The sequence below is a fragment of the Burkholderia sp. F1 genome (assembly GCF_050813845.1).
Taxonomy (GTDB): domain Bacteria; phylum Pseudomonadota; class Gammaproteobacteria; order Burkholderiales; family Burkholderiaceae; genus Burkholderia; species Burkholderia ubonensis.
Map to the genome: position 1 here is coordinate 389,645 of NZ_CP172423.1, position 24,697 is coordinate 414,341.

The following is a 24,697-nucleotide window of genomic DNA, read 5'->3' on the forward strand; positions in this document are numbered from 1 at the left end:
GAATGGAGAACTGTACGAATATACAGTATAGTACTCGTCCGAAACCGGCCCGCTCGCGTGTCCGCATCGTGGCGCCGTGACCCTGGCCAACTCATTCAGACGGGCAGACAAATTGTCATCCAGCAATCTGATCCGCATTCGCGGAGCGCGTCAGCACAATCTCAAGCACATCGACCTCGACCTGCGCACCGGCGAAATGACGGTCGTCACCGGCCCGTCGGGCTCCGGCAAATCGAGTCTCGTGTTCGACACCCTGTACGCCGAGGGCCAGCGGCGCTACGTCGAGACGTTCAGCGCGTATGCGCGACAGTTTCTCGACCGGATGGACCGGCCGCAAGTGGACCGCGTCGATGGCGTGCCGCCCGCGATCGCGATCGACCAGACCAATCCGGTCCGCAGTTCGCGCTCGACCGTCGGCACGATGACCGAGCTCAACGACCACCTGAAGCTCCTGTACGCACGCGCGGCGGAACTGTTCGACCGCAAGACCGCGCAGCCGGTGCGGCACGACACGCCGGAGACGATCTATGCGGACCTCTCCGCGCGCACGGCGGATCACGATCCGCGGCTCGTGGTCACGTTTCCGGTCGAGTTGCCGGAAACCGTCACGGATGAGGAAGTCGAGCAGTGGCTGTCGGCGAGCGGCTATACGCGGGTGCAGGCACGGCGCGAAGTCGCGTCGCCCACCGGGCCGCGCAAGGTGCTCGACGTGGTGGCCGACCGCTTCCGCCTGCATCAGGTCGACAAGGTGCGCGTGATCGAGGCGATCGAGGCGTCGTTGAAGCGCGGCGGCGGGCGCGTGAACGTCTACGTGCTCGCGCAGGTGCCGGAAAACGCCACCGACGCGGCGCCGGAATCCGAGGTGTGGCGTTTCTCGACCGGGCTCCATAACCCGGACAGCGATCTGCGCTACGCGGATCCGCAGGCGGCACTGTTCTCGTTCAACTCGGCATACGGCGCGTGTGAAACCTGCCGCGGCTTCGGCCGCGTGATCGGCGTCGATCTCGGCCTCGTGATCCCCGACGAGCGCAAGACGCTGCGCGGCGGCGCGATCAAGCCGATGCAGACGCCCGCGTGGAAGGAATGCCAGGACGACCTGATGCGCTACGCGGCGAGGGCGAACATCCGGCGCGATGCGCCGTGGAGCGAGCTGACGTCCGATGAGCGGGACTGGGTCATCAACGGCTCGCCCGACTGGGACGGCAAGTGGCAGAGCCAGTGGTACGGCGTGAAGCGCTTCTTCGCCTACCTCGAATCGAAAGCGTACAAGATGCATATCCGCGTGCTGCTGTCGAAATACCGCAGCTACACGCCGTGCGACGTGTGCGGCGGCGCGCGCCTGAAGACGGAGTCGCTGCTGTGGCGGCTCGGCACGAAGGCGAACGCCGACGCGGCGCTCGCGCCTGCCGGCCGCTTCCTGCCGCGCGGCGTCGACTGGACCCGCGCGCAGCTCGAAGCGCTGCCGGGCCTGACGGTGCACGACCTGATGCTGCTGCCGATCGAGCGCATCCGGCGCTTCTTCGACGACATCAGCCTGCCGAGCGCGCTGCTCGACGATGCGCTGAAGCTGCTGCTCGCCGAGGTGCGCACGCGGCTGAAGTATCTGTGCGACGTGGGGCTGGGCTACCTGACGCTCGACCGGCAAAGCCGCACGCTGTCCGGCGGCGAGGTGCAGCGGATCAACCTGACGACGGCGCTCGGCACCTCGCTCACGAAGACGCTCTTCGTGCTCGACGAGCCGAGCATCGGGCTGCATCCGCGCGACCTGAACCGGATCGTCGAGGCGATGCAGCGCCTGCGCGACGCGGGCAATACGCTGGTCGTCGTCGAACACGATCCGTCGGTGATGCTCGCGGCCGACCGGCTGATCGACATGGGCCCCGGCCCGGGCGAGCGCGGCGGCACGATCGTCTACGACGGCACGCCCGGCGCGATCCGTTCGGCCCGCACGCTGACGGGCGAGTATCTCGGCGGCCGCAAGCACGTCGCGCACGCGTCGCACTGGTCGCGCCGCGCGGTGGACCAGCACACGCCGCGCATCGTGCTCGAGGGCGCGAGCGAGCACAACCTTCGCGACGTCACGGTCGAGATTCCGTTGCAGCGCCTCGTCTGCGTGACCGGCGTATCGGGTTCCGGCAAGTCGACGCTGCTGCAGGACGTGCTCTATCCGGCGATGGCGCGGCACCTGGGCAAGGCGACCGAGTCGCCGGGCGCGTACCGCCGCCTCGCGGGCGCGGAGCAGGTGGGCGACGTCGTGTTCGTCGACCAGTCGCCGATCGGCAAGACCACGCGCTCGAACCCGGCGAGCTATGTCGGCGCGTTCGACGAGATCCGCAAGCTGTTCGCGAAGGCGCCCCTCGCGCTGCAGCGCGGCTACAGTGCGGGCACGTTCAGCTTCAACTCGGGCGACGGCCGCTGCCCGACGTGCGGCGGTTCGGGCTTCGAGCACATCGAGATGCAGTTCCTGAGCGACGTCTACCTGCGCTGCCCGGACTGCGACGGCCAGCGCTACCGGGCCGAGGTGCTCGAAGTGCGGATCGAGCGTGATGGCCGCGCACTCAGCGTCGCCGAGGTGCTCGACCTGACCGTCAGCGAAGCCGCGGCGTTCTTCGCCGCCGACGCCGAGGTGCTGCGCGTGCTGCAGCCGATCGTCGACGTCGGGCTCGAATACGTGAAGCTCGGCCAGCCGGTGCCGACGCTGTCGGGCGGCGAGGCGCAGCGCCTGAAGCTGGCGGGCTTTCTCGCCGAGTCGGCGAAAGCCGGCAGCGGGCGCCGTGTCGTCACGGAAGAGGCGCGCGTCGCGCAAGCGCGCCTGTTCATGTTCGACGAGCCCACCACGGGGCTGCACTTCGACGACATCGCGAAGCTGATGCAGGCGTTCGGCAAGCTGCTCGCGAGCGGCCATTCGCTGATCGTGATCGAGCACAATCTCGACGTGATCCGCGCGGCCGACTGGCTGATCGACCTCGGCCCGGAAGGCGGCGACGGCGGCGGCCTCGTGCTGTGCGCGGGCACGCCCGACGACGTGAAAGCATGCGCCGGATCGCATACCGGCGCGGCGCTGCTGCACTACGACCGCGCAATGGGCGCCGAAGCCGAGCCCGCGGAGGAGGGCGTGCCGTTGCAGGCCGCGCTGAACGCGGCGCGTGCGCGGCGGGAAATCGAAGGCGACGATGTCGTGCGGATCGTCAACGCGCGCGAGCACAACCTGAAGGCGCTCGACGTCGACATTCCGCACGGCAAGTTCAACGTGGTGACCGGCGTGTCCGGTTCCGGCAAGTCGACGCTCGCATTCGACATCCTCTTTCACGAAGGCCAGCGTCGCTACCTCGAATCGCTGAACGCGTACGCGCGCTCGATCGTGCAGCCGGCGGGGCGCCCGGAAGTCGACGCGGTGTACGGCATTCCGCCGACCGTCGCGATCGAGCAGCGGCTGTCGCGCGGCGGCCGCAAGAGCACGGTCGCGACGACGTCCGAAGTCTGGCACTTCCTGCGGCTGCTGTATGTGAAGCTCGGCCTGCAGCATTGCATCCATGACGGCACGCCGGTGACGTCGCAAACCGTCGAATCGATCGCCGCGCAGCTGCTGCGCGACCACCGCGGCGAGCACGTCGGGCTGCTCGCGCCGCTCGTCGTCAACCGCAAGGGCGTGTACACGGATCTCGCGAAGTGGGCGAAGGCGCGCGGCAATACGCATTTGCGCGTCGACGGCGAATTCGTGACGGTGGACCCGTGGCCGAAGCTCGATCGCTTCCGCGAGCATACGATCGAGCTGCCGGTGGCCGACCTCGTCGTGTCGCCGGACCACGAGGCCGAGCTGAGGCAGCGTCTGAACGAGACGCTCGAGCTCGGCAAGGGCGTGATGCATCTGCTCGCGCCGCTCGACGGCCTGCATCATGCGATGACCAACGATCATTCGACCGCGCGGATCGGCGAGGTCAAGGTGCTGTCGGTCAAGCGCGCGTGCCCGATGTGCGGCACGAGCTACCCGGAGCTGGACCCGCGGATGTTCTCGTACAACAGCAAGCACGGCTGGTGCACGACCTGCGTGGGGACGGGCGTCACGCTCACGCGCGAACAGCGCGCGGCCTACGACGACACGATGCTCGCCGAAGACGGGCGTGGCCGCGAGCAGACGCTGCCGTCCGACGAGCAGGAGCCGGAGGGCGTCGGCGACGAGCCGTGTCCGGATTGCGGCGGCACGCGTCTGAATCCGTCCGCGCGCGCGGTGACCTTCGACGGCCATCCGATCGTCGATGTCGCGCAATGGACGGTGTCGGACACGCGTCGCTGGATCGACGGCCTGCAGCTCGCCGGGCGGGACGCGCAGATCGCGCGCGACATCGTCAGCGAGATCGGCAGCCGTCTCGCGTTTCTCGAGGAAGTCGGGCTCGGCTACCTGAGCCTCGATCGCGCGGCGCCGAGCCTGTCGGGCGGCGAGGCCCAGCGCATCCGGCTCGCGGCGCAACTGGGCAGCAACCTGCAGGGCGTGTGCTACGTGCTCGACGAGCCGACGATCGGCCTGCATCCGCGCGACAACCAGATCCTGCTGAACGCGCTGCGCAAGCTCGGCGACAAGGGCAACACGCTCGTCGTCGTCGAGCATGACGAAGACACGATTCGCCGCGCCGATCACATCATCGACGTCGGGCCGGGCGCCGGCAAGCGCGGCGGCACGCTGGTCGCGCAGGGCGGCGTCGCGGACCTGTCCGCGCAGCCCGATTCGTTGACGGGGCGCTTCCTCGCGCAACCGATCGTGCATCCGCTGCAGCCGCGCCGCAGCGTGAGCCTGCCGGGCGCGAAGCACGGGCCGGCGGTGCCGGAGACCTGGCTGACGGTGCACGGCGGCAAGCTGCACAACCTGCGCGACGTCACGGTCGGCATTCCGCTTGGACGGCTCGTCGCGGTGACGGGCGTGAGCGGCTCGGGCAAGTCGACGCTCGCGCGCGACGTGCTGATGGCGAACCTGCTCGATGCGGTGGGCCGCTCGGTGCTGTCGTCGCCGGCGACGCGACGCGCGCGCAAGGCCGCGCAGCAAGAGGCGCCGCAGGCGGCGAATCGACGCGCGAGCGTGCTGGCGCGCAGCGCGCCAAGGCCGTCGCTCAGCGTCACGCATGCGTGGCAGGGCTGCGAGTCGATCAGCGGCTGGGAGCATATCGACCGCGTGCTCGAAGTCGATCAGACACCGATCGGCAAGACGCCGCGCTCATGCCCGGCGACCTATATCGGCGTGTGGGACGCCATCCGCAAGCTGTTCGCGGACACGCTGGAGGCGCGAGCCCGCGGCTACACGGCGTCGCGTTTCTCGTTCAACACCGGCGAAGGGCGCTGCCCCGCCTGCGAAGGGCAGGGCGTGCGCACGATCGGCATGAGCTTCCTGCCCGATGTGAAGGTGCCGTGCGATGTGTGCCACGGGCAGCGCTTCAATCCGGAGACGCTCGCGGTCACGTGGCGCGGCCGGAACATCGGCGACGTGCTGACGATGGAGATCGACGAAGCGGTGGAGTTTTTCGCGCCGATCTCGAACATCGCGCATCCGCTGCAGCTGATGAAGGACGTCGGCCTCGGTTACCTGACGCTCGGCCAGCCGTCGCCGACCTTGTCCGGCGGCGAGGCGCAGCGCATCAAGCTCGTCACCGAGCTCAGCAAGGTGCGCGACGACATCACGCGGCGCGGCCAGAAAGCGCCGCATACGCTGTACGTGCTCGACGAACCGACCGTGGGCTTGCATATGGCCGACGTCGCGAAGCTGATCCATGTGCTGCACCGGCTCGTGGATGCGGGACACAGTGTCGTCGTGATCGAGCACGACCTCGATGTGATCGCGGAAGCGGACTGGATCATCGACCTCGGCCCGGAGGGCGGCGTGGGCGGCGGCGCGATCGTGGCGGCCGCGCATCCGGAAGGGCTCGTGCAGGTGAGCGCGAGTCATACGGGGCGCGCGCTCGAGCCCGTGCTGGCGCGAAGCGGCGCTGACCGCGGCGAAAATGGTCGAAGAGGAGAGGCGGGCGCGGCGTGAGCGGGATGGGTCCGGTGGATGGCGGACCCGCCGTTCACGCAGGTTTCCGCCCGGAAAGCGTGCCACGGGCTACGCTGCAACGACCCGGTTGCGGCCTTGGCCCTTGGCGCGGTACAGGCGTTCGTCCACCTTGCGCAGAATCGCGTCGACCGTCTCGCCGTCGCGGCCGAACTCGGAGACGCCAACGCTCACGGTGACCTCGATCGGCTTGCCGATGCCCGCCTCGAACGGCGTGCCGGCGATCGCCTCGCGGATACGCTCGCCGATTGACCGGGCCGTATCCAGCCCGGCTTGCGGCAGCAGCACCATGAACTCCTCTCCGCCAACCCGCGCGACGCCATCGTACGGCCGGATCGTGTCGAGACATTTCTTGACGAAGCGCTGCAACACCTCGTCGCCGGCCTGATGCCCGTAGCTGTCGTTGATCGCCTTGAAGTGGTCGAGATCGAGCGACAGCAACGAGAACGGCGCGCCATTGCGTTTCGCCCGCGCGATTTCGGTTTCCACGCGGTCGAGGAAATGCCGCCGGTTGGCCGCGCCCGTAAGCGGGTCCGTTGCAGCCATATGCTCGAGCTTCTCGTTGGTCCGCTGCAACTCCTGCAGCGCTCGCTCCGTTCGCGCCATGGCTTCTCTCAAGCGCGCAAACAGCTCTTCCTGGCTATAGATTTTCGAGAATGAACGCGTCGTGTGAAACGCCTGCACGACACCGAAGCTGAGCAGGAAGAACCCGGCTGCAAAGATCGCGTGCGCCAGCCACCACATATGATTCCACGGCCGTCCGAGGATGAAGGCGAGCGAGGACAGTGCGAATGACGCCACCGAGATGCCGTAGATCGTCATCAGCGGCGAATGGATACGGCGCAGGACGAGCGCGGTGACGTTCACGGCGAAGAACACGAGCGCCCCGCCTTCCATCGAAAGGCGCACCCACGGGCTGCCCGCCACCGGCGAGTAGGCGACGCCGGCAACCGCGACGTCGACCAGTACGAACAGCGCGATCCACGCCGTCCACGCGCGGCGATCGGTGCGGGTTGCTTCGCTGTCGGCCGCACGGCTGTAGGCGAGCTGCCCGGCGAGAATCAGGATCGACATCGCCAGGCGGGAGGCCGGCCCATACAGCAGGAACAGCCAGATATTGTGATGCGCCATGCCGGTAAAGGCGCCATGCAATGCATAGATGAGGGAAAAGCCCAGGAAGCCCAGCGTGAGCCAGCGTAACAGCGGCTCGCCCGACAGGCGATAGCAACGCCAGCATACATAGGTGACGAACCCGCCTTCGAGCGTAGCGGCGGCAATCGCGAGTTCGTGAAAGGCGTGATTCTCGAATTTCAGCGAAGGATTCTGGAAGTAGTACAGGTAGGCAATCAGATACAGCGGCACCAGCGCGAAGCCGATCAGCAGAAGCCTGGCATAGCCCCTGGTGATCAGATGGACCGGCCCGGATGTCTCGTCGGCGGCAACATGGATGCTCATGTTCTGCCCCAGTTTCGTCGGATGGTTCCAGTATAGGCAAAGGGGCGCATTCGGACTGACCTTCATGCCGACCGAATAACCCGCATCCCCGAAAATCAATTCGATCTTGTGTCGTCATTGACTTCGATTGTTTTAGATTCCGGAAAACCGGCTGAGCCCGATGCCGACAAGCAATCCGAATCGATATCGAATTCATGCACGTCGACCGTTCAACGAAACGAAAGAGCGCTGGCCGGCAAACGCAACAGCAAACGCAAGACGTCCTGGAATCGGTTTCCATCGACCCTTATCCATTTTCGTATTCAAATCGCGAATTAATATCGAAAAATTGCTTCGGGATACCAAATGCGTCAGCGTTGACGATAGGAAAATTCATTTTGAGTTTCCAATTTCATCCATGGAATATGTGCCAGACAATTTACCTTTACTGAGAGACATCTGATGAGTCCCGGCCAGCCTCCGTATTCGAGCGACGGTGCGAGCCAGCCCGAGGGTGCGATCGGAAGCGCGATTCCCGAGTCCAGTTCTTCCGGTTCGCATGGCTCGGCTCGCCCGACAAGGATCTCGCCCCGTTCAACCGTCCGTCTCGATCGCCGCATCGCCGCCGTTGTCACGCTGCTTCCCGCGCTGGGCACGGTCGCGGCGATCGCGTTATGGGTCGCCGGCTACGTGCCGGGCGCCATCGAACTGATCGCGTTCGCAGTCTTCTATTTCGCCACCGCATTGGGGCTCGAAGTCGGCTTTCATCGCCACGTGACGCACAAGGCGTTCAAGGCGAAGCCGTGGGTGCGGGTGGCGCTGATCGCGCTCGGTTCGATGGGCGCGCACGGCCCCGTCAACTGGTGGGCGTCGACCCATCGGCGCCATCATTCGACGAGCGACGGCGACGGGGATCCCCATTCGCCGCACTTGTCGGGCGAAGGTGTCGGCGGCCGGCTCAAGGGCCTGTATCACAGTCACATGGGATGGCTGTTCGTCGGCGAGTCGACGCGGCCGGCCGGATGGGAAAAATACGTGCCCGACCTCTACCAGGACCCGCTCGTCTTCAAGCAGCATATGGCTTATTACCGCTGGGTCTGGATCGGGCTCGTACTGCCGCCGCTGATCTGCGGGCTCGTGTCGCGTTCGTGGATGGGCGTGCTGCTCGGCTTCCTGTGGGGCGACATGGTGCGGATCTTCGCGGTCAGCCATTGCATCTGGGCGCTGAACTCGCTGTGTCACGTGATCGGCCGGCGCGATTTCCACACCACCGCGCACGACCGGAGCCGCAACAGCCTGTTGCTCGCGATCCCGACGTTCGGGCAGGGCTGGCACAACAACCATCACGCGTTTCCCGCGTCCGCCTTCACCGGGCTGCATTGGTGGCAGATCGATCCGGGCGGGCTGTTCGTCCGCGTGCTGGAACGCCTGCACCTCGTCTACGACGTGCATCGCCCCGCCGCGGAACTGATCGAAAAGAAGCGCATTGCACCATGACCCACTCTCTACCGGAGCCGAGTGAATGAAGAGCGCCACCTCGAATGCAGTGGAACACGACGCGAAAAGCCGCGAGGCCATCCTCGACTGGATGACCGGCTATCTGGCAGCCAGGCTGCGCACCGACAGCGGATCGATCGACGTGAACAGGCAGTTCATCGACTATGGCCTCGATTCGGCCGACGCGATGAAGATGGTCGGCGATCTCGAGGATCATGTCGGCTTCGAGCTGTCCCCGAGCCTGCCCTATCAATATCCGACGATCGACGCGCTCGCGCAGGCGCTTGCCGATCTGTGGGCCGGGCGATAGGGAGACCGAACGATGACCGTCCAGATCCAGAGCCGGGAAGCCGGCGCGCCGGGGCGCGACGTGCCGTACGGTGCATCCGCCGACGCGATCCAGTATCACTACGACATCGGCAACGCGTTCCTCGCGCTCGCGCAGGAAAGCGGCCGCAACTACTCGTGCGCGATGTACGAGCAGGGCGATACGCACGAGCAGGCGCAGATCCGCAAGCTCGACTATCACATCGCGCAGATCCGGGCGCGCGGCGCGGCGCGCGTGCTCGACATCGGCTGCGGCTGGGGCGCGCTGCTCGACCGGCTCGTCACGGTCGCCGGCGTGAAGGAGGCCGTGGGGCTCACGCTGTCGAACGAGCAGTTGAAATACGTCGGCGAGCGATATCGGCACCCGGGCATCGACGTGATGTTGCGAAACTGGCAGGACTACGCGCCCGAGCAGCCGTTCGACGGCATCATCTCGCTCGGCGCGTTCGAGCATTTCGCGAAGATCGACGAAGACAAGGTGGAAGCCTATCGCCATTTCTTCAGGAAATGCCATGCGTTCCTGAAGCCGGGCGGCCGGATGTCGCTGCAGACGATGGGGTACGGCGACGTTGCGCGCGACGCGCGGCACGCCGATCTCTTCATCGCGCGCGAAGTCTTTCCGGAATCGGATCTGCCGTACCTCGCAGATATCGTCCGGGCCTCCGAAATGCTGTTCGAAGTGGAGCTCGTCCGCAACGATCGCCACGACTATGTGAAGACGATGCGCGCGTGGTTCGAGAACCTGCGCGCGCATCGCCGCGAGGCGCTCGAACTCGCGCCGCTCGACGTGGTCGAGCGCTACGAGCGGTTGTACCGGACGATGAGCTATTCGTTCGATCTCGGCGCGTTCGTGCTGTACCGGATCACGTTCCGGCGCATCGAGCCGACCCGGATCCATGCGAGCTCGCATCGGGCGGCCGCCGTATGAAGGACACGGCCGCCGACAGCGCCGACCGTGCGCAGGCGCCGGACCGCGCGGCATCGCCGGCCGGTTCGGCAAGCTCGTCCATGCCCGGCGAACACGCGGCCGGGCATCTGTCCCGCGCATCGTCGGCGCGCCATCTGGGGGTCGCGTCGATACCGGCAGTCGGCACCGTCGCCGCACTCGCGCTTTGGGGCGGATTCGGCCTGGCTCCGCGCGCGCAGGACATCGCGATGCTCGTGATCTTCTACGTGCTCAACATCCTCGGGATGGAGCTTGCGCTGCATCGCTACTTCGCGCATCGCGCGTTCAAGGCCGCGCCGTCGATGAAGGTCGCGCTCGCGATCCTCGGCTCGCTCGCCTACATGGGACCGCTGATGTGGTGGGTGGCGATTCACCGGCTGCATCATGCGAACGCCGACGGTCCCGGCGATCCTCATACGCCGCAGATCGGCGGGCACGGCTTCGTCGGCCGCGCGAAAGGGATCCTGCACGGCCACGTCGGCTGGCTGTTCGACCCGTCGTCCGCGCGCCCCAAGGGCTGGAATCGATACGCGAACGACATGTACCGCGATCCGACGCTGTTGCGCATTCATCTCGCGTACGACTTCTGGCTGCTGCTGGGCCTGCTGTTGCCGGCCGCGCTCGGCGGGCTGCTCGATCTGTCGTGGCGGGGCGCGCTGCTGGGCCTCCTGTGGGGCGGCACCGTGCGGATTTTCCTCGCGACGAACGCGATCTGGGCGGTCAATTCCATCGGCCATTCGCTCGGCGGCCGCCGGCCGTTTCCCGGCCGCGACCAGAGCCGCAACGTGTGGTGGCTCGCGATCCTGACGCTCGGGGCCGGCTGGCACAACAACCACCACGCCTTTCCGCAGTACGCGAGCACGGGCTTCCATCGATGGCAGATCGACGTGACCGGATCGCTGATCGCGCTGCTCGAGCGGCTGGGGCTGGTGTGGGACGTTCAGCATCCCGATCCGGACGCGATCCGCCAGCGGCTTGCGGACCCGCGTCACCGCGATGCATGACTCGCGTTCCCCTGCGACAGCCATCAACCGGACCTCGCGATGACGACACCCAAGATCTTCGATGCGCGCGTGCATGTGCTGCCCGACGTCGTGTCGAAGCTCGTCTGGAAGAGCTACGCGCGCGACGCATGGAAGATTCGTCATGAACTGCTCGCCGAGCAATCGATCGCCTTCCTGAAGGAGCACGGCGTCGCGCGTGCCGCCGGCATCTGCTATGCGGGGCAGCCGGGCATCGCGCCATTCCTGAATGACTTCGTCGCGCAACTGGCGTCGCGCCATCCGGCGTTCCTGGTGCCGTTCGGCACCGTGCATCCGCTCGACCGCGATTGCGCGCGCGAAACCGTCCGCCTCCTGGACGAATTGAACTTCGCCGGCCTCAAGATTCACTGCCATTTGCTGAAGATGGCGCCGGACGACGACGCGCTCGTGCCGATTTTCGAAGCGGTCGCCGACCGGGGCAAAGTGCTGAATCTGCATTCGGGCGCCGTCGCGAAAAACAATACGCAGCTCGACGAAATCCGCGGCCTCTGCAATGTCGGGCGCTTCCGGCGTGCGATGCGCCATACGCCGCATCTGAAGGTCATCGTTCCGCACATCGGCTACGACGAAGTTCAGGAATACGTCGACCTGCTCGACGAATTTCCCAACCTGCACTTCGATACCGCGATGGCGTTGGGCGGCCATCGCGCCGCGACCGGCGAGATCGTGCCCGATGTCCGGCCGTTGCGGGAGACGCGCTATCCGCGCGGCGCGCATCCGCATCTGCCGACCCCGTGGAAGCCCGCGCTGGAACAGCTGGTGCCGCAGATATGCGATCGTCCCGGCCGCTTTCTGTACGGCAGCGACTTTCCGCTGATCCCGTATGAATGGGATTTCGAAATCGAGCAGCTGAAGCGCTACCTGCCCGAGGACGTGCTTCACAAGGTGCTGTGGGAAAACGCCAGTGCACTGTTCGACGGCGACGCGCCCGCCGGCGCGTCAGCCGAAACGCTCACGGCCGAACCGACCACGGAGCCGGCGCCATGACGCATGTCGACCGCTCGACGTCCATCGGCGCACCGTCCGCCGACACGTTTGCAGATTTCGTCGAACTGACGCGATACCGCGCCGCGCATCAGCCTGACCTGCGGGTCTACACATTCGTGACGGGCGGCGAGCGCGCGGAGCAGCATCTCGATTGCGCCGATCTGGACCGGCGCGCGGGCATCGTCGCGGCGGCGCTGGAGCAGGTCGCCCGCCCCGGAGATCGCGTGCTGCTGCTGTTTCCGCCCGGAATCGACTACATCGTCGCGCTGTTCGGCTGCATGTACGCGGGCGTCGTCGCGGTGCCCGCCTATCCGGTCGAGCCTGCGCAGGCGGAACGCACGTTGCGGCGGCTGATCGGCATCGTCGAGAATTGCGCACCGGTCGCGATCCTGTCGACCACGGCCGTGCGCAACGACGCCAGTCGCATCGAAGCCGGTTCGTCCACGCTCGGCAGCCTGCGCTGGGTCACGGTCGACATGCTGGGCGACGTCGTCGAGCGCTACGTTCCGCGGCCGGTGAATCACGGGACGCCCGTCTACCTGCAATACACGTCCGGCTCGACCGGCGCGCCGAAGGGCGTGATGATCAGCCATCGGAACCTGCTGCACAACTCCGCGCTGATCGCGAGCCGCTTCGAGCATGACGCCGACAGCCAGGGCGTGATCTGGCTGCCGCCGTATCACGACATGGGCCTGATCGGCGGCATCCTTCAGCCGCTTTACGTCGGTTTTCCGGTGGCGCTGATGTCGCATATCGATTTCCTCAAGCACCCGCTGCGCTGGCTGCGCATGATCGGCGAGCGACGCGCGACGACGAGCGGCGGTCCGAACTTCGCCTATCAGATGCTCGCGACGATGCGCATCGCGGATGCCGATCTGGACAAGCTCGATCTCGGCTCGTGGGACCTCGCGTTCGTCGGCGCCGAACCGATCCGGCGCGGCACGCTGCACGCGTTCTCGCAGCGCTTCGCGCGCTGCGGCTTTGATGCGCGGGCGTTCTATCCATGCTACGGCCTGGCGGAGCATACGCTGTTCATGACGGGCGGACTGAAATCGCAGCCCCCCGTCATCCCGGTCGCGCCGGGCGATGCGGAGCCGGCGCGCGAACCCGAAGCGCAGCTCGCGGGCACGACGATCGGATGCGGCGACGCAGCCGGCGACAGCCTGACGCTGATCGTCGATCCCGACACCCGCGTTCCGTGCGGCGATGGCCAGGTCGGCGAAATCTGGGCGCAAGGGCCGAGCGTCGCGCTCGGCTACTGGAACAATCGCGCGCTGAGCGAGCAGACCTTCGACGCCGAGCTGCCCGGCTATGACGGGCGGTTCCTGCGCACCGGCGATTACGGTTATCGATCGGGATCCGACGTGTTCGTCACGGGACGCCTGAAGGACATGATGCTGATACGCGGCGCCAATCATTACCCGCACGACGTCGAAGAGACGATCGAGCCGCTCGACGCCGAGCTGTTTCGCCCCGGCGGATGCGCGGTGTTCGCGCTCGAGGCCGACGCCACGCCGCAGGTGATCGTCGTGCGCGAGCTGCGGGCGCGCTACCTGAAGGCGTTCAGCGAAGGCGATCAGGCAAGCGGTCATGCACCCGACGCGCTGTTCGGCAGGCTGCGTCAGGCGATCAATCTGCACCACGGCATAGCGGTGCACAACATCGTCTTCACGTCGCCGTCGGCGATACCGAAGACGACCAGCGGCAAGGTCCAGCGGCACGCCTGTCGCGAGCTGTTTCTCAGCGACACGCTGCCGGTGATCACGCAGTGGCGCGCGCAGCTCGACGCGCCGAACGACATCCGGAACAACTGACGAGGAACGCAGCATGCAAGAAAAACTGGACGCGGACTACTTCAACCGATTCGGCGCCGACTATCTGCCGGGCCTGCTCGGCATCGTCGTCAACCGGGTCGAGAAAAACCACGTGCTCGCCGAGCTGACGATTCGCGAAGCCGTGCTCGCGCACGGCATCCTCCATGCGGGCACGATCGTCAGCATCGCCGATACCGCATGCGGCTACGGGTGTCTCGCGAGCTTGCCGGAAGGCGCGTCCAGCTTCAGCACGCTCGAGCTGAAAAGCAATTTCATGGGGTCGGCCCGCGCCGGCGTGATCGTCTGCGAGGCGCGCGCGATCCATAGCGGCCGCATGACGCAGGTCTGGGACGCGACCGTCCGGCATCGCGAAACGGACAAGCTGCTCGCGACGTTCCGCTGCACGCAGATGATCCTCTGGCCGACGAAGTAGATCGCGATGAGCGCCCCACATCTGAAGGACACGCCGCATGCGGCCGCTCGCGAACGACGTGCCGAAATCGACGTGACCTGGCTCGATCCGCTGCGGCTCGGCATGCGCGCGGCGCGGCTCAAGCGCGACTCGGCCGCGCAATCGAGGCCCGGCGTCCGCTTCTGCGAGCTGCCCGATTCGAGCATTCGCGTGCGCATCGCGGGCGAGCGGTCCGGCGAGCGGCCGACGATCGTGCTGGTATGCGATCCGCCAAGCGTGATCGAACACTACGACCAATTGATTGCGTTGCTCGAGCCGTCCGCGCGCGTCGTCTGCTTCGAGCCGCCCGGGTTCGGCTTCTCGGTGCCGAAGCGCGGTTTCAAGTTCTCGTTCGACGCTTACCGCTCGGCGATCGAGCAGATGCTGATCGAGCTGGACGAAGGACCGTATCTGCTCGCGTTCTCGTGCGTGTGGGCGCACATCGCATTGCAGATCGCCGCGCGAGAGCCCGAGCGAATCGCGAAACTGATGCTGTGGCAAAGCCCCGCGTGGAGCGATCAGGTCCGTTGGGCGCGCCACGTCGATGCCCGCAAGCTGCTTGCGACGCCGCTCGTCGGGCAGTTTGCCTGCGCGTTCGGCGCGCGCAAGATCGGGATCGCCTGGTTCCGGCGGGCGATGGCGAAAGACCGTTATCGCGAGTTCACGCCGTTGCTGGAGTCCGCGTTCAAGCAAGGTGCGTTCTGCTGCTTCGGCTCGCTCTGGCAGCATTTCTACGACCGAGCGCCGCCAGCGGTCTCGGTCCGGCAGCCGACGCTCGTCACATGGGGCGCCGCCGATCGCACGCATCGGCACAGCGACAAGCTGTCGATTGCACGCCAGGTGCCGCACGCCGTCTGGCATGCGTTCTTCGAGCAGGCAGGGCATTCGCCGGAACTCGAGGATAGTCCGGCGTTTTCGAAAGTGCTGCTGGACTGGCTGGGCACGCAGAACGCGGGGTGATTGCGTTCGACTGCGTGTTTGCTATCGGCAACTACGGGCGTGACCAAATATTCGCCTTCCGCCCGCCCGATGGCTTCACGGATTTTTTCCCGCTGCGCTGCACAGTCCGCTTTTTCGCGCGGGAGTGCGAGCGATGGACCACTGGCGGGTGGCGGATCTCGGCATGCGGCACTTCGAGAGTCGGCCGGGATTCGTGATTATGCGCTGCAGAGGATAATCACGAACCGTGTCGATACCCCTATATCATTTGATAGGGGTATAAGTCGCCAAATAAAATCGCATAATTTCGATGGCGTGAATGGCGAGATGAATTGATTTGCGCGAAATTGCATTCAATAAAAATGCCGCACTTTTGTATGAATTAATTCGTGCAAAACGCGTTCAAACTTCACGCGTTTTGTCGTAGACTGCGTTTCGTTTCAATGTTGTCGATCGAACCGGTGCCGGCGGACCGCTGGCGCCGGAACGCCGTTGATCGGCCGATGAATCGCGCCGATCATTGATGCACGGAAAACAATCGAATCAATCGGCGTTTTTTATCCGTGCAATCGGCCGATTATTTCGAAATCCCGTTCATCGCCGTGTGCGATTCGGAATGAAATCTGGCATTTCGGATCGCATCGGCGCCCGTTGTCGGGATTCGATCGAACCATTCCGCTATTTGCCGGGCAAGCGCCCGGTTCGTCTCACGCAGTCGAGTGTCAATCGGCTGCCGGTCCGTCTTCGCGAGGATCGGCGGCCAGTCAGGTAGGGATTCACCCGCAATCGTCAATCAACGCGTCCGTGCGGACGCGTCCGGACGTTCGTTCACCACTTGCACCGCCAGCATGGAGTACCTGCACCATGACGACATCCACTCTCGATTTGCCGTGCGTTTCCGAACACGAATCGCGCGTCACTTCGCCGCACAACATCGTCGACCTGCTGTTGCGGGCCGCACGGCTGCATCCGCATACGGGCGTGCGTTTCATCGCCGCGGAATCCGAGGAAAAGGGCGCTTTCGTCACGTATCCCGAGCTGCTCGACGAAGCGCGCCGCATCCTGGGCGGTCTGCGCTCGCGCGGCTACCGGTCCGGCATGAAGGTCGCGCTGCTGCTCGAGCACGCGAACGATTTCATCCCGGCGTTCTGGGCGTGCGCGCTCGGCGGATTCATACCGTGTCCGCTCGTGCCGATCCGCAACGATCCGGAGCGTTGGGCGAAGCATCTCGCGCACGTCGACACGCTGCTCGACCATCCGCTGCTCGTCACCACCGAAGCGCTGAACAGCGATCTGCCGGGCGACGCGTTCGCCGTCAACCTGAACGCGCTGCGCGCCGGCGCGCCCGACGAATCGGTTCATGTCGCGCAACCGTCGGACCCGGCCGTCTTCGTGCTCACGTCGGGTTCCACCGGCAATTCGAAGGCGGTCGTGCTCACGCACGGCAACCTGCTCGCGTCGATGGCGGGCAAGAACGACACGCAGCAGCTCGCCGGCGCGGACGTCACGCTCAACTGGATCTCGTTCGATCACGTCGCCGCGCTGCTCGAAGCCCACCTGCTGCCGCTCTACGTGGGCGCCGTGCAGCTCCATGTCGAATCCGCGGCGATCCTGACCGATCCGCTGCGCTTCTTGCGGCTCGTCAGCCGCTATCGCGTCACGATGACCTTCTCGCCGAACTTCCTGTTCGGGCAACTGAACGCCGCGCTCGAAGCGATGGGCGACGAGGCGCTCGCGGCGTGGCGCCGCTCGGTGGATCTCTCGTCGCTGCGGCACGCCGTGTCGGGCGGCGAGGCGATCGTCGTCGCGACCGGGCAGCGCTTCCTCGATCTTCTCGCGCCGTGCGGCCTCGCGCGCGACGCGCTGTGGCCCGCGTTCGGGATGACCGAGACGTGCGCGGGCTCCGTGTATTCGCGCGAATTTCCGCACGGCGACGCGGGCCGCGAGTTCGCGTCGCTCGGCCTGCCGGTGGCCGGCCTGCAGATGCGCATCGCGGACGACCGCAACAACGTGCTGCCGGACGGCGAAGCGGGCGAGTTCCAGGTGCGCGGCCCGATGATCTTCCAGTGCTATTACAACAACGCCGAGGCGACGCGCGCGGCGTTCACGAGCGACGGCTGGTTCCGCACGGGCGATCTCGGGCGCATCGAGCGCGGCCGGCTGTGGCTCGTCGGCCGCAGCAAGGACAGCATCATCGTCAACGGCGTCAACTACTTCAGCCACGAGCTGGAGACGACGCTCGAAGCGCTCGACGGCATCAAGCGCTCGTTCGTCGCGGCGTTCCCGACGCGCAGCACCGGCGACGAATCCGAGCAGCTCGTCGTGACGTTTACGCCGTCGTTCCCGTTCGACGACGATGACGCGCTGTATCGCGTCATCATCGCGATCCGCAACAGCACGATCCTGCTGTGGGGCTTCCGGCCCGCGTTGATCCTGCCGTTGCCGGAGGACGAGTTTCCGAAGACGAGCCTCGGCAAGACCCAGCGCACGATCATGCGCAAGCGGCTCGAAGCGGGCGGCTACGACGGCTGCAAGGCGTTGGTCGCCGATCTCGCGAACCGGCAGATGGGCGGCTACGCCGCGCCCGAGGGCGACACCGAGGCCGCGGTCGCCGCGATCTTCGCGGAGATGTTCCAGGTCGCGCCCGACGCGATCAGCGCGACCGCGAGCTTCTTCGATCTCGGCGGCACGTCGCTCGACATCCTGAAGCTCAAGCGCCACGTCGAGCAGCGGCTCGGCGTCGTCGACCTGCCGATCGTGACGATTCTCCAGAATCCGACCGTGCGTGCGCTGGCCGCGCGCCTCGCGTCGGGCGAGCGCGTGACGGCGGGCGATTACGACCCCGTCGTGCCGCTGCAGCTCACGGGCGGCAAGACGCCGCTCTTCTGCGTGCACCCGGGCGTCGGCGAGGTGCTCGTGTTCGTCAATCTCGCGAAGTATTTCGTCAACGAGCGCCCGTTCTATGCGCTGCGCGCGCGCGGCTTCAACGAAGGGGAGACGTATTTCTCCAGCTTCGACGAGATGGTGAGCACGTATGTCGACGCGATCCGCAAGCGGCAGCCGCACGGGCCGTACGCGGTGGCCGGCTATTCGTACGGCGGCGCGGTCGCGTTCGAGATCGCGAAGGTGCTCGAATCGCAGGGCGAGCGCGTGGACTTCGTCGGCAGCTTCAATCTGCCGCCGCACATCAAGTACCGGATGGACGAGCTCGACGAGGTGGAAGGCGCGGTCAACCTCGCGTTCTTCCTGTCGCTGATCGACAAGCAGCAGTCGTTGACGCTGCCGCCGCAGTTGCGCGCCGCGATGCCGGAGCAGGACCCGCTCGCGTATCTGATCGACCACGCGCCGCCCGGGCGGCTCGCCGAGCTCGACCTCGATCTGCCGAAATTCCGCGCATGGGCGGGGCTCGCGCAATCGCTGCTGACGCTCGGGCGTTCGTACGTGCCGTCGGGCAACGTGCAGGCGATGTCGATCTTCTACGCGATCCCGCTGCGCGGCACGAAGGACGACTGGCTGAACAACCAACTGCGCCGATGGGACGAGTTCACGCGCGCGCCGAATCGCTACATCGACGTGGCGGGCGAGCACTACACGCTGATGGGGCCCGCGCACGTCGCGACGTTCCAGGCGGTGCTGCGGGCCGAGCTCAATCGCGCGCTCGGCGGCAAATGACCGATGTCCGACATCACGATGAACAGGGAGAGGAGGCTCATGGCAGTGTCTGTCAACGAAGCGCGCGGTGACGCGAAACGGCGGCACGCGAAGCGCAAGGTTCTGATCACGGGCGCGACCGGCCAGGTGGCGCGGCCCGTCGCCGAAGCGCTGGCGGCGCGGGACGAGGTGTGGGCGATCGGCCGGTTCGGCGACGCGGGCGTGGAGGACGCGTTGCGCGCGAAGGGCGTGAACACGTGGCGGTGGGACATGGAGCGCGACACGCTCGACGGCCTGCCCGACGACTTCACGCACGTGCTGCACGCGGCGGTGAGGCGCGGCGAGGACGGCGATTTCGACAAGGCGATCGAGATCAACACGGTCGCCACCGGGCGCCTGATGACGCATTGCCGCCACGCGGAATCGTTCATCTACGTGTCGAGCGGCAGCCTGTACGCGCGGCAGGCGCTCGATCATCCGTATGCGGAGACGGACCCGCTGAACGGCGTCGCGCACTGGCTGCCCGCCTATCCGATCGTGAAGATCTCGTGCGAGGGCGTCGTGCGCGCGTTCTCGGCCACGCTCGGCCTGCCGACCGTGATCGCGCGCCTGAACGTCGCGTACGGCCCATACGGCCACGGCGGCGTGCCGGTGCTGCTGTACCGGCAACTGCTCGCCGGCAAGCCGGTGCCGGTGCCGCGCGAGGGCCAGAACTGGGCGTCGCTGATCCACACCGACGATCTCGTCCGCCAGGTGCCGCTGCTGTGGGAGGCGGCGAGCTCGCCCGCGCTCGTGCTGAACTGGGGCGGCGACGAGGCCGTCGGCATTCAGGATTGCCTGCAATACGTGGCGGACATCACGGGTGTCGATGCGCGTTTCGAGCGCGGCGACGTGACGCGCGAAACCTATGCGTTCGACAACACGAAGCGTCGCGCGCTGATCGGCGATTGCACGGTGCACTGGAAGGAAGGCGTGCGGCGGACCATCGAAACCCACTTTCCCGGCGCGTTGAAGACGCTGCCGGCCGAGCAGCGCTGACGCGCGAGACAGGAGCTATTTGCAATGTCGATCAACATGCAGACCGTGCGCGACTCATACGAGGCATTCCACCGTCGCGACCTGCCCGGCGTGCTCGCGGCGCTCGCGCCGGACGTGCGCTGGACCCATCCGGACGGCATGAGCCCGTACGGGCTCGGCGGAACGAAGCGCGGCCACGACGAAGTGATCGCGTTCATCAGGCACGTGCCGACGCACATCGCCGAGATGCGGATCGCGCCGGACGAGTTCATCGAGTCCGGCGAGCGGATCGTCGTGCTCGGCACGCGCCGCATCACCGCGGCCAACGGGCGCAGCGCGACGCTGAAGTTCGTGCACGTTTGGCGGTTCGAGAACGGCCGGGCGGTCACGTTCGAGGATCACTTCGACACGGCCGAGATGATCAAGCTGATCGCGGACTGACCGTACCGGCTCGCGCGGCGGCGGGCCGCATACATACGCATTCTTACGCATTCGTATTTCGATCGATCGAAAGGAGAAATCTGATGACGGAAGTGCAGGCGGGACAGTCGCCCCATATCGCGATACTGCAGATGGTCACCGGCAAATGGCACGCGCAGGCGCTCTATGTCGCCGCCGAGCTCGGCATTGCAGATCTGCTGGCGGAGCGGGAACGGACGGCGGACGAGCTGGCCGCCGCGACGGACACCCACCCCGAGGCGCTTTACCGCGTGCTGCGCGCGCTCGGCAGTCTCGGCGTGTTCGTCGAGGAGGAGGGCCGGCGGTTTCGCAACAGCCCGCTCGGCGATGCGCTGCGGCGCGACGCGCCGGGCTCGATGCGCGGCTTCGTGCGGCTCGCGGGGATGGACGCGGGATGGCGGGCATGGGGGCAACTGATGTACAGCGTCAAGACCGGACGCAGCGCGTTCGAGCATGTCGTGGGCGGGCCGGGCTTCGCGTACATCGATGCGCATCCGGAGATCGCGGCGATCGTCAACGACGCGATGACGAGCGTCAGCGAACTGGAATCGCCCGCGGTGGCGAGCGCCTATGATTTTTCGCAAGCGCGCACGATCGTCGACGTGGGCGGCGGCCATGGCTTTCTGCTTGCGACGCTGCTGCTCGCGAACCCGAATGCGAACGGCGTGCTCTTCGAGCTGCCGCACGCGTGCGACGGCGCGCGGCAGCTGTTCGCGAAGCACGGGCTGACCGGGCGGGTGAAGGTCGTCGCGGGCGACGCGAGCAAATCGATCGACGCGCACGGTGACGTCTTCGTGATGAAGCACGTGATCTGCGACTGGGACGACGAGCAGGCGACGCGGATCATGACGAACTGCGCGGAAGCGATGCGCCCGGGCGGCAAGCTCCTGCTCGTCGAGGCGGTGCTCACGCCGCCGGCCGAGCCGCATTTCGCGAAGCTGCACGATCTCGAAATGCTGATCATGAGTTCCGGCGGGCACGGGCGCACGGCCGAAGGGTACGGGCGGCTCTATGCGGCGGCCGGGCTGTCGATGACGGCCGTTCATCCGACGCAAGGCGCGCATAGCGTGATGGAGGGCATCAAGCCGTGACGGCGGGTGCCGCGGATCGCGGCGAGCGGTGAGCGGCGCGGGCAGTTCGAGCGGTTCGATCGCTGCGAGCAGTCCGCTCGCGCTCGCTTCGCGAGCACGACCGACAGCGCGCGAATCTTCGGCTGCGTCGCGCGCTGCGGCGGATAGACGAGGTAGTAGGACAGGCCGTTCGTCGCCGTTTCGCGGATCGGCATCGTCAGCACGCCCGCCCGGAGCCGGTCGCACGCCATCCGCGGATCACCGATCGCGACGCCATGTCCTTCCGCCGCGGCGGTCAGCGTCAGCTCGAGCGTGTCGAATACGGGGCCGCGCGCCGCGTCGATGTGCGCGGCGCCGTCCGCGTCGAGCCAGCAACGCCACTCCGGCTGGCGGACGAACAGCGCGCATCGATAGTGGGCTTCGAGCTGCTGAATCTGGCGGCTCACCGCGCCCTGCGTGCGGCATAGATGATCGGCGGCCTTGCTGATGCTGCCGAGCTGCGCCGCCGCGACGAACTCTTCGCGAAGGTCGCAGCGGCGTCCGGCGAGAGCGCGATCACGCCGACCGACGTGTGCGTCAGGGCGTCGGGCGCGCGGCGATCAACCTACAAGCCAAAACACGACATTTCTAAATGGCCAGAAGGGGGTGCGGCTAGAATCTTGGACTGGTTTATGCCGCGAGTCCGAGGCTCTCCCGGTATTCGAGCGGACTCAGTGAGCCAAGCGAGATCTTAATCCGCTTTGCGCTATACCAGCGGATGTAAGAGTCGACTACCTCGATGAACTGCTCGATGCTTGTAGCCTGCCAGTCCCGAGGATAGAACAGCTCCGTTTTCAGCCGGCCGAAGAAACCTTCGCATGCCGCATTGTCGGGCGAGCAACCTTTGCGCGACATCGAGCGAATCAGCCTGGCATCGCGCATCCGTGAGAGCCACCCGGGCCAGCGATAGTGCGCACCGCGATCGGAGTGGACCACTGGCCGGTGTTTGCTCTCGGCTACTGTCTCGATCGCTGCATCGAGCATGGTATTCACAAGCTCGGCATCCGGACGCGTGCCGATCGACCAACTGACAACGAGCCCATCGAAGCAGTCGATCACAGGCGATAGGTACACCTTGCCGGCTGGAATCTGGAATTCCGTAATGTCGGTGAGCCACTTTTTATTCGGCGCTGCCGCCCGGAAATCACGATTGACGAGGTTCTCTGGCGCGGGGCCTATTTCTCCTTGATAGGAGCCGTAGCGACGCCGGCGGGCACTGCCAGCGGCCAAGCCTTCTTGCCTCATCAAACGTCGCACGACTTTCTCCGATATGAAGACCTGCCGCTTACCGAGTGCCGCGCGTATCCGGCGATAGCCGTAGCAACGGTAATTGAGTTCGAAGATGTCTGTGATGACACGACGCACGCCAGCATACTTGTCAGCGACAAGCAGTCGTGCGCGATGGTAAAAGTAGGAACTGCGAGCAAGACCCAATACGGCGAGCAGTTCTGGCAGTGCATAGATTTGTCTGAGGGCATCAACCAGCGTCGTCTTCTCCCGATTGCTCAGGAGCCGCGGGTCGATGCCCAGGCCTTTTTTTAACAGTTCATTGGCCTTCTTCAGGATGTCGTGTTCGAGTTGCAGCTGCCGTATGTCGCGTCGAAGCGATTCCAGCTGCTGCTCCAGTTCTGCCCGCTCAGGGGCCGATGCCAGATTCTTATGGCGTTTCATGGATGCCGGAGCCTCACGACCTAGTAACTTATTTTTCCAGTTGTATAGCGTCGGCCTGCTCACGCCTATCTTTTCCGCGATCACGCGTGCACCTCCGTTTCTGGTGCACAGCTCAATGACCGCTGACTGCTTCAACTCTGGGGACGACTGCACATTCGGAGCATTGCTGACAAGACGTTTCCGAATATCGGGGCGCAGTTCGTGGACCCACGCGGCCAGCACTGCGCGACACGGATATCCCAGTGCTCTCGTGGTCCCGGCAAAATTGCAGCCATGACTCAAATAATGCTCGACCGCGATCTGCTTCTGTTCGGCGGAGTATCGTGGCCTGGAGCGGCGATAGCCCGCCGGCAAATCGCCAACCTCAATGAACGCACGGTACCATCGTGCCAAGTTCTTGCGCGAAGGATATCCCAGCTCGCGAATAGTTGCCGCTGCGCTCCTACCGTACTTGATGTAGAGCCGAACCGCTCGAACGCGGTCTTCGTACGAGTACATGAACTACCTCCAGGTAGTCCAAGTTTTCGTCCGCACCTCGGAACACGACATTTCTAAAAAGCTACTACAACGTAAACTGTCGCCAATACGTATTATGTCACCTTGCATTGGACTCCGAAATTATTGGCTCGACCAGCCAGCGAAACAGTGAGCCCACACCACTCGAGGACGACCACCATGCATCCGCACCGTATCGTCGAAGACACCGGCCGAACCCGGATCCCAACTCGGCCGGCCAACGATCCGCTCGGACAAAGCCCAACATGGCTCGGTCGGCTTCTTCGCTTATTCCGTGCCTTCTCGACAACATTCAAAGTGCATTGAGAGGCTTGACGAGAGATCACGATGTCCAATCGACGCGGACGCTCACCACGGCATCCACAACCTTCGTCTCGCGCGAAGATCACGCGAACCTTGTTGCTGCCAATGCCCCCACAGAAAGCGGAAGCGCTCGCCCTGCAGTATCACGCGGCGTTTCAAGCACTACGGATGCGCCGCGGGTCGGCGCATGGACTGGCAGTTCTGCTGCAGCTGGTCGTGCTTGCGGGTTTCGTTGACGAAGCCCGCAAGCACGAGCTGCACGCCGAGGTCCTGGTCGCCACCGAACGCGGCATCAACGCGGCGCTCGAGCGAGGCATTGCGAGCGAAGAATAGGCGCTGGATCCGCAGACGGACGAGCTCGTTGCGGCGCTCATCGCGTGGCACGACGATCAGTTGCACGCGGTGCCGCTGGCGGTGTTCGCCGAGGCGCTCGAGCGGCTTGAGCGGATGCGCGACGGCCGATCCTACGATCGGCCCCGACGATCTTGACTACCAA

16 protein-coding genes and 2 pseudogenes are annotated in these 24,697 nt (G+C 65.8%); 14 read left to right on the forward strand and 4 right to left on the reverse strand.

Annotated features, from left to right (window positions below):
* Positions 1 to 112 precede the first annotated feature (112 nt).
* Entirely contained in the window at positions 113 to 6,019 is a 5,907-nt protein-coding gene (gene uvrA / locus ACFIMZ_RS36010; protein ID WP_431826019.1) for an excinuclease ABC subunit UvrA, read from the forward strand.
* A gap of 69 nt (positions 6,020 to 6,088) precedes the next feature.
* Here uvrA and ACFIMZ_RS36015 read toward each other — a convergent pair whose 3' ends face one another.
* Positions 6,089 to 7,492 carry a GGDEF domain-containing protein gene (locus ACFIMZ_RS36015; RefSeq protein ID WP_431826020.1) on the reverse strand — a complete coding sequence of 468 codons (1,404 nt, stop codon included), beginning with the start codon at positions 7,490 to 7,492 and terminating at the stop codon, positions 6,089 to 6,091.
* A 441-nt stretch (positions 7,493 to 7,933) separates the two neighbouring features.
* On the opposite strand from ACFIMZ_RS36015, the gene ACFIMZ_RS36020 reads away from it, so the two are divergent.
* From ACFIMZ_RS36020 to ACFIMZ_RS36075, 12 genes are all read left to right on the forward strand, one after another.
* Positions 7,934 to 8,968 carry an acyl-CoA desaturase gene (locus ACFIMZ_RS36020; RefSeq protein ID WP_431826021.1) on the forward strand — a complete coding sequence of 345 codons (1,035 nt, stop codon included), beginning with the start codon at positions 7,934 to 7,936 and terminating at the stop codon, positions 8,966 to 8,968.
* A gap of 25 nt (positions 8,969 to 8,993) precedes the next feature.
* The gene (locus tag ACFIMZ_RS36025) at positions 8,994 to 9,278 is read left to right on the forward strand and encodes an acyl carrier protein (protein WP_431826022.1); all 285 of its coding nucleotides are present in this window, start codon (positions 8,994 to 8,996) and stop codon (positions 9,276 to 9,278) included.
* A gap of 12 nt (positions 9,279 to 9,290) precedes the next feature.
* Positions 9,291 to 10,223, forward strand: coding sequence for a class I SAM-dependent methyltransferase (locus tag ACFIMZ_RS36030; RefSeq protein ID WP_431826023.1), 933 nt, complete (start codon positions 9,291 to 9,293; stop codon positions 10,221 to 10,223).
* On the forward strand, positions 10,220 to 11,245 hold the full coding sequence (locus ACFIMZ_RS36035) for an acyl-CoA desaturase (RefSeq protein WP_431826024.1): 1,026 nt from the start codon (positions 10,220 to 10,222) through the stop codon (positions 11,243 to 11,245). The genes ACFIMZ_RS36030 and ACFIMZ_RS36035 overlap by 4 nt, the downstream gene beginning before the upstream one ends.
* Positions 11,246 to 11,284: 39 nt before the next feature.
* Positions 11,285 to 12,271, forward strand: coding sequence for an amidohydrolase family protein (locus tag ACFIMZ_RS36040; RefSeq protein WP_431826025.1), 987 nt, complete (start codon positions 11,285 to 11,287; stop codon positions 12,269 to 12,271).
* Positions 12,268 to 14,085, forward strand: coding sequence for a fatty acyl-AMP ligase (locus ACFIMZ_RS36045; protein ID WP_431826026.1), 1,818 nt, complete (start codon positions 12,268 to 12,270; stop codon positions 14,083 to 14,085). Before ACFIMZ_RS36040 ends, ACFIMZ_RS36045 begins: the two co-directional genes overlap by 4 nt.
* Positions 14,086 to 14,098: 13 nt before the next feature.
* The gene (locus ACFIMZ_RS36050; RefSeq protein ID WP_431826027.1) at positions 14,099 to 14,518 is read left to right on the forward strand and encodes a PaaI family thioesterase; all 420 of its coding nucleotides are present in this window, start codon (positions 14,099 to 14,101) and stop codon (positions 14,516 to 14,518) included.
* A gap of 6 nt (positions 14,519 to 14,524) precedes the next feature.
* Entirely contained in the window at positions 14,525 to 15,496 is a 972-nt protein-coding gene (locus ACFIMZ_RS36055) for an alpha/beta fold hydrolase (RefSeq protein ID WP_431826028.1), read from the forward strand.
* A gap of 843 nt (positions 15,497 to 16,339) precedes the next feature.
* Complete coding sequence (locus tag ACFIMZ_RS36060; protein WP_431825467.1) at positions 16,340 to 19,147, forward strand: AMP-binding protein; 2,808 nt, start codon at positions 16,340 to 16,342, stop codon at positions 19,145 to 19,147.
* Between the two features lie 18 nt (positions 19,148 to 19,165).
* Positions 19,166 to 20,164: an NAD-dependent epimerase/dehydratase family protein gene (locus ACFIMZ_RS36065; RefSeq protein WP_431826042.1), complete on the forward strand. Its 999-nt coding sequence runs from the start codon at positions 19,166 to 19,168 to the stop codon at positions 20,162 to 20,164.
* Positions 20,165 to 20,188: 24 nt separating this feature from the next.
* On the forward strand, positions 20,189 to 20,584 hold the full coding sequence (locus ACFIMZ_RS36070; RefSeq protein ID WP_431825468.1) for a nuclear transport factor 2 family protein: 396 nt from the start codon (positions 20,189 to 20,191) through the stop codon (positions 20,582 to 20,584).
* 83 nt (positions 20,585 to 20,667) lie between these two features.
* Complete coding sequence (locus tag ACFIMZ_RS36075; RefSeq protein WP_431825469.1) at positions 20,668 to 21,693, forward strand: methyltransferase; 1,026 nt, start codon at positions 20,668 to 20,670, stop codon at positions 21,691 to 21,693.
* A 74-nt stretch (positions 21,694 to 21,767) separates the two neighbouring features.
* Here ACFIMZ_RS36075 and ACFIMZ_RS36080 read toward each other — a convergent pair.
* A pseudogene (locus tag ACFIMZ_RS36080) lies at positions 21,768 to 22,193 on the reverse strand (LysR family transcriptional regulator); the annotation flags it as partial.
* Here ACFIMZ_RS36080 and ACFIMZ_RS36085 point away from each other — a divergent pair.
* A pseudogene (locus ACFIMZ_RS36085) lies at positions 22,191 to 22,274 on the forward strand (nuclear transport factor 2 family protein); the annotation flags it as partial. The pseudogenes ACFIMZ_RS36080 and ACFIMZ_RS36085 overlap by 3 nt on opposite strands.
* Before the next feature lie 67 nt (positions 22,275 to 22,341).
* Here ACFIMZ_RS36085 and ACFIMZ_RS36090 read toward each other — a convergent pair.
* Complete coding sequence (locus ACFIMZ_RS36090; protein ID WP_431825470.1) at positions 22,342 to 23,880, reverse strand: IS3 family transposase; 1,539 nt, start codon at positions 23,878 to 23,880, stop codon at positions 22,342 to 22,344.
* 483 nt (positions 23,881 to 24,363) lie between these two features.
* A complete protein-coding gene (locus tag ACFIMZ_RS36095) occupies positions 24,364 to 24,600 on the reverse strand; it encodes a hypothetical protein (protein WP_431825471.1) in 237 nt (78 codons plus the stop codon).
* Positions 24,601 to 24,697 lie beyond the last annotated feature (97 nt).

Bases quoted from the DNA above. Each gene is read 5' to 3' on its own strand.
- ACFIMZ_RS36015 (WP_431826020.1), bottom strand. From the start codon at position 7,492: ATGAGCATCCATGTTGCCGCCGACGAGACATCCGGGCCGGTCCATCTG.
- ACFIMZ_RS36020 (WP_431826021.1), top strand. From the start codon at position 7,934: ATGAGTCCCGGCCAGCCTCCGTATTCGAGCGACGGTGCGAGCCAGCCC.
- ACFIMZ_RS36025 (WP_431826022.1), top strand. From the start codon at position 8,994: ATGAAGAGCGCCACCTCGAATGCAGTGGAACACGACGCGAAAAGCCGC.
- ACFIMZ_RS36030 (WP_431826023.1), top strand. From the start codon at position 9,291: ATGACCGTCCAGATCCAGAGCCGGGAAGCCGGCGCGCCGGGGCGCGAC.
- ACFIMZ_RS36035 (WP_431826024.1), top strand. From the start codon at position 10,220: ATGAAGGACACGGCCGCCGACAGCGCCGACCGTGCGCAGGCGCCGGAC.
- ACFIMZ_RS36040 (WP_431826025.1), top strand. From the start codon at position 11,285: ATGACGACACCCAAGATCTTCGATGCGCGCGTGCATGTGCTGCCCGAC.
- ACFIMZ_RS36045 (WP_431826026.1), top strand. From the start codon at position 12,268: ATGACGCATGTCGACCGCTCGACGTCCATCGGCGCACCGTCCGCCGAC.
- ACFIMZ_RS36050 (WP_431826027.1), top strand. From the start codon at position 14,099: ATGCAAGAAAAACTGGACGCGGACTACTTCAACCGATTCGGCGCCGAC.
- ACFIMZ_RS36055 (WP_431826028.1), top strand. From the start codon at position 14,525: ATGAGCGCCCCACATCTGAAGGACACGCCGCATGCGGCCGCTCGCGAA.
- ACFIMZ_RS36060 (WP_431825467.1), top strand. From the start codon at position 16,340: ATGACGACATCCACTCTCGATTTGCCGTGCGTTTCCGAACACGAATCG.
- ACFIMZ_RS36065 (WP_431826042.1), top strand. From the start codon at position 19,166: ATGAACAGGGAGAGGAGGCTCATGGCAGTGTCTGTCAACGAAGCGCGC.
- ACFIMZ_RS36070 (WP_431825468.1), top strand. From the start codon at position 20,189: ATGTCGATCAACATGCAGACCGTGCGCGACTCATACGAGGCATTCCAC.
- ACFIMZ_RS36075 (WP_431825469.1), top strand. From the start codon at position 20,668: ATGACGGAAGTGCAGGCGGGACAGTCGCCCCATATCGCGATACTGCAG.
- ACFIMZ_RS36090 (WP_431825470.1), bottom strand. From the start codon at position 23,880: ATGTACTCGTACGAAGACCGCGTTCGAGCGGTTCGGCTCTACATCAAG.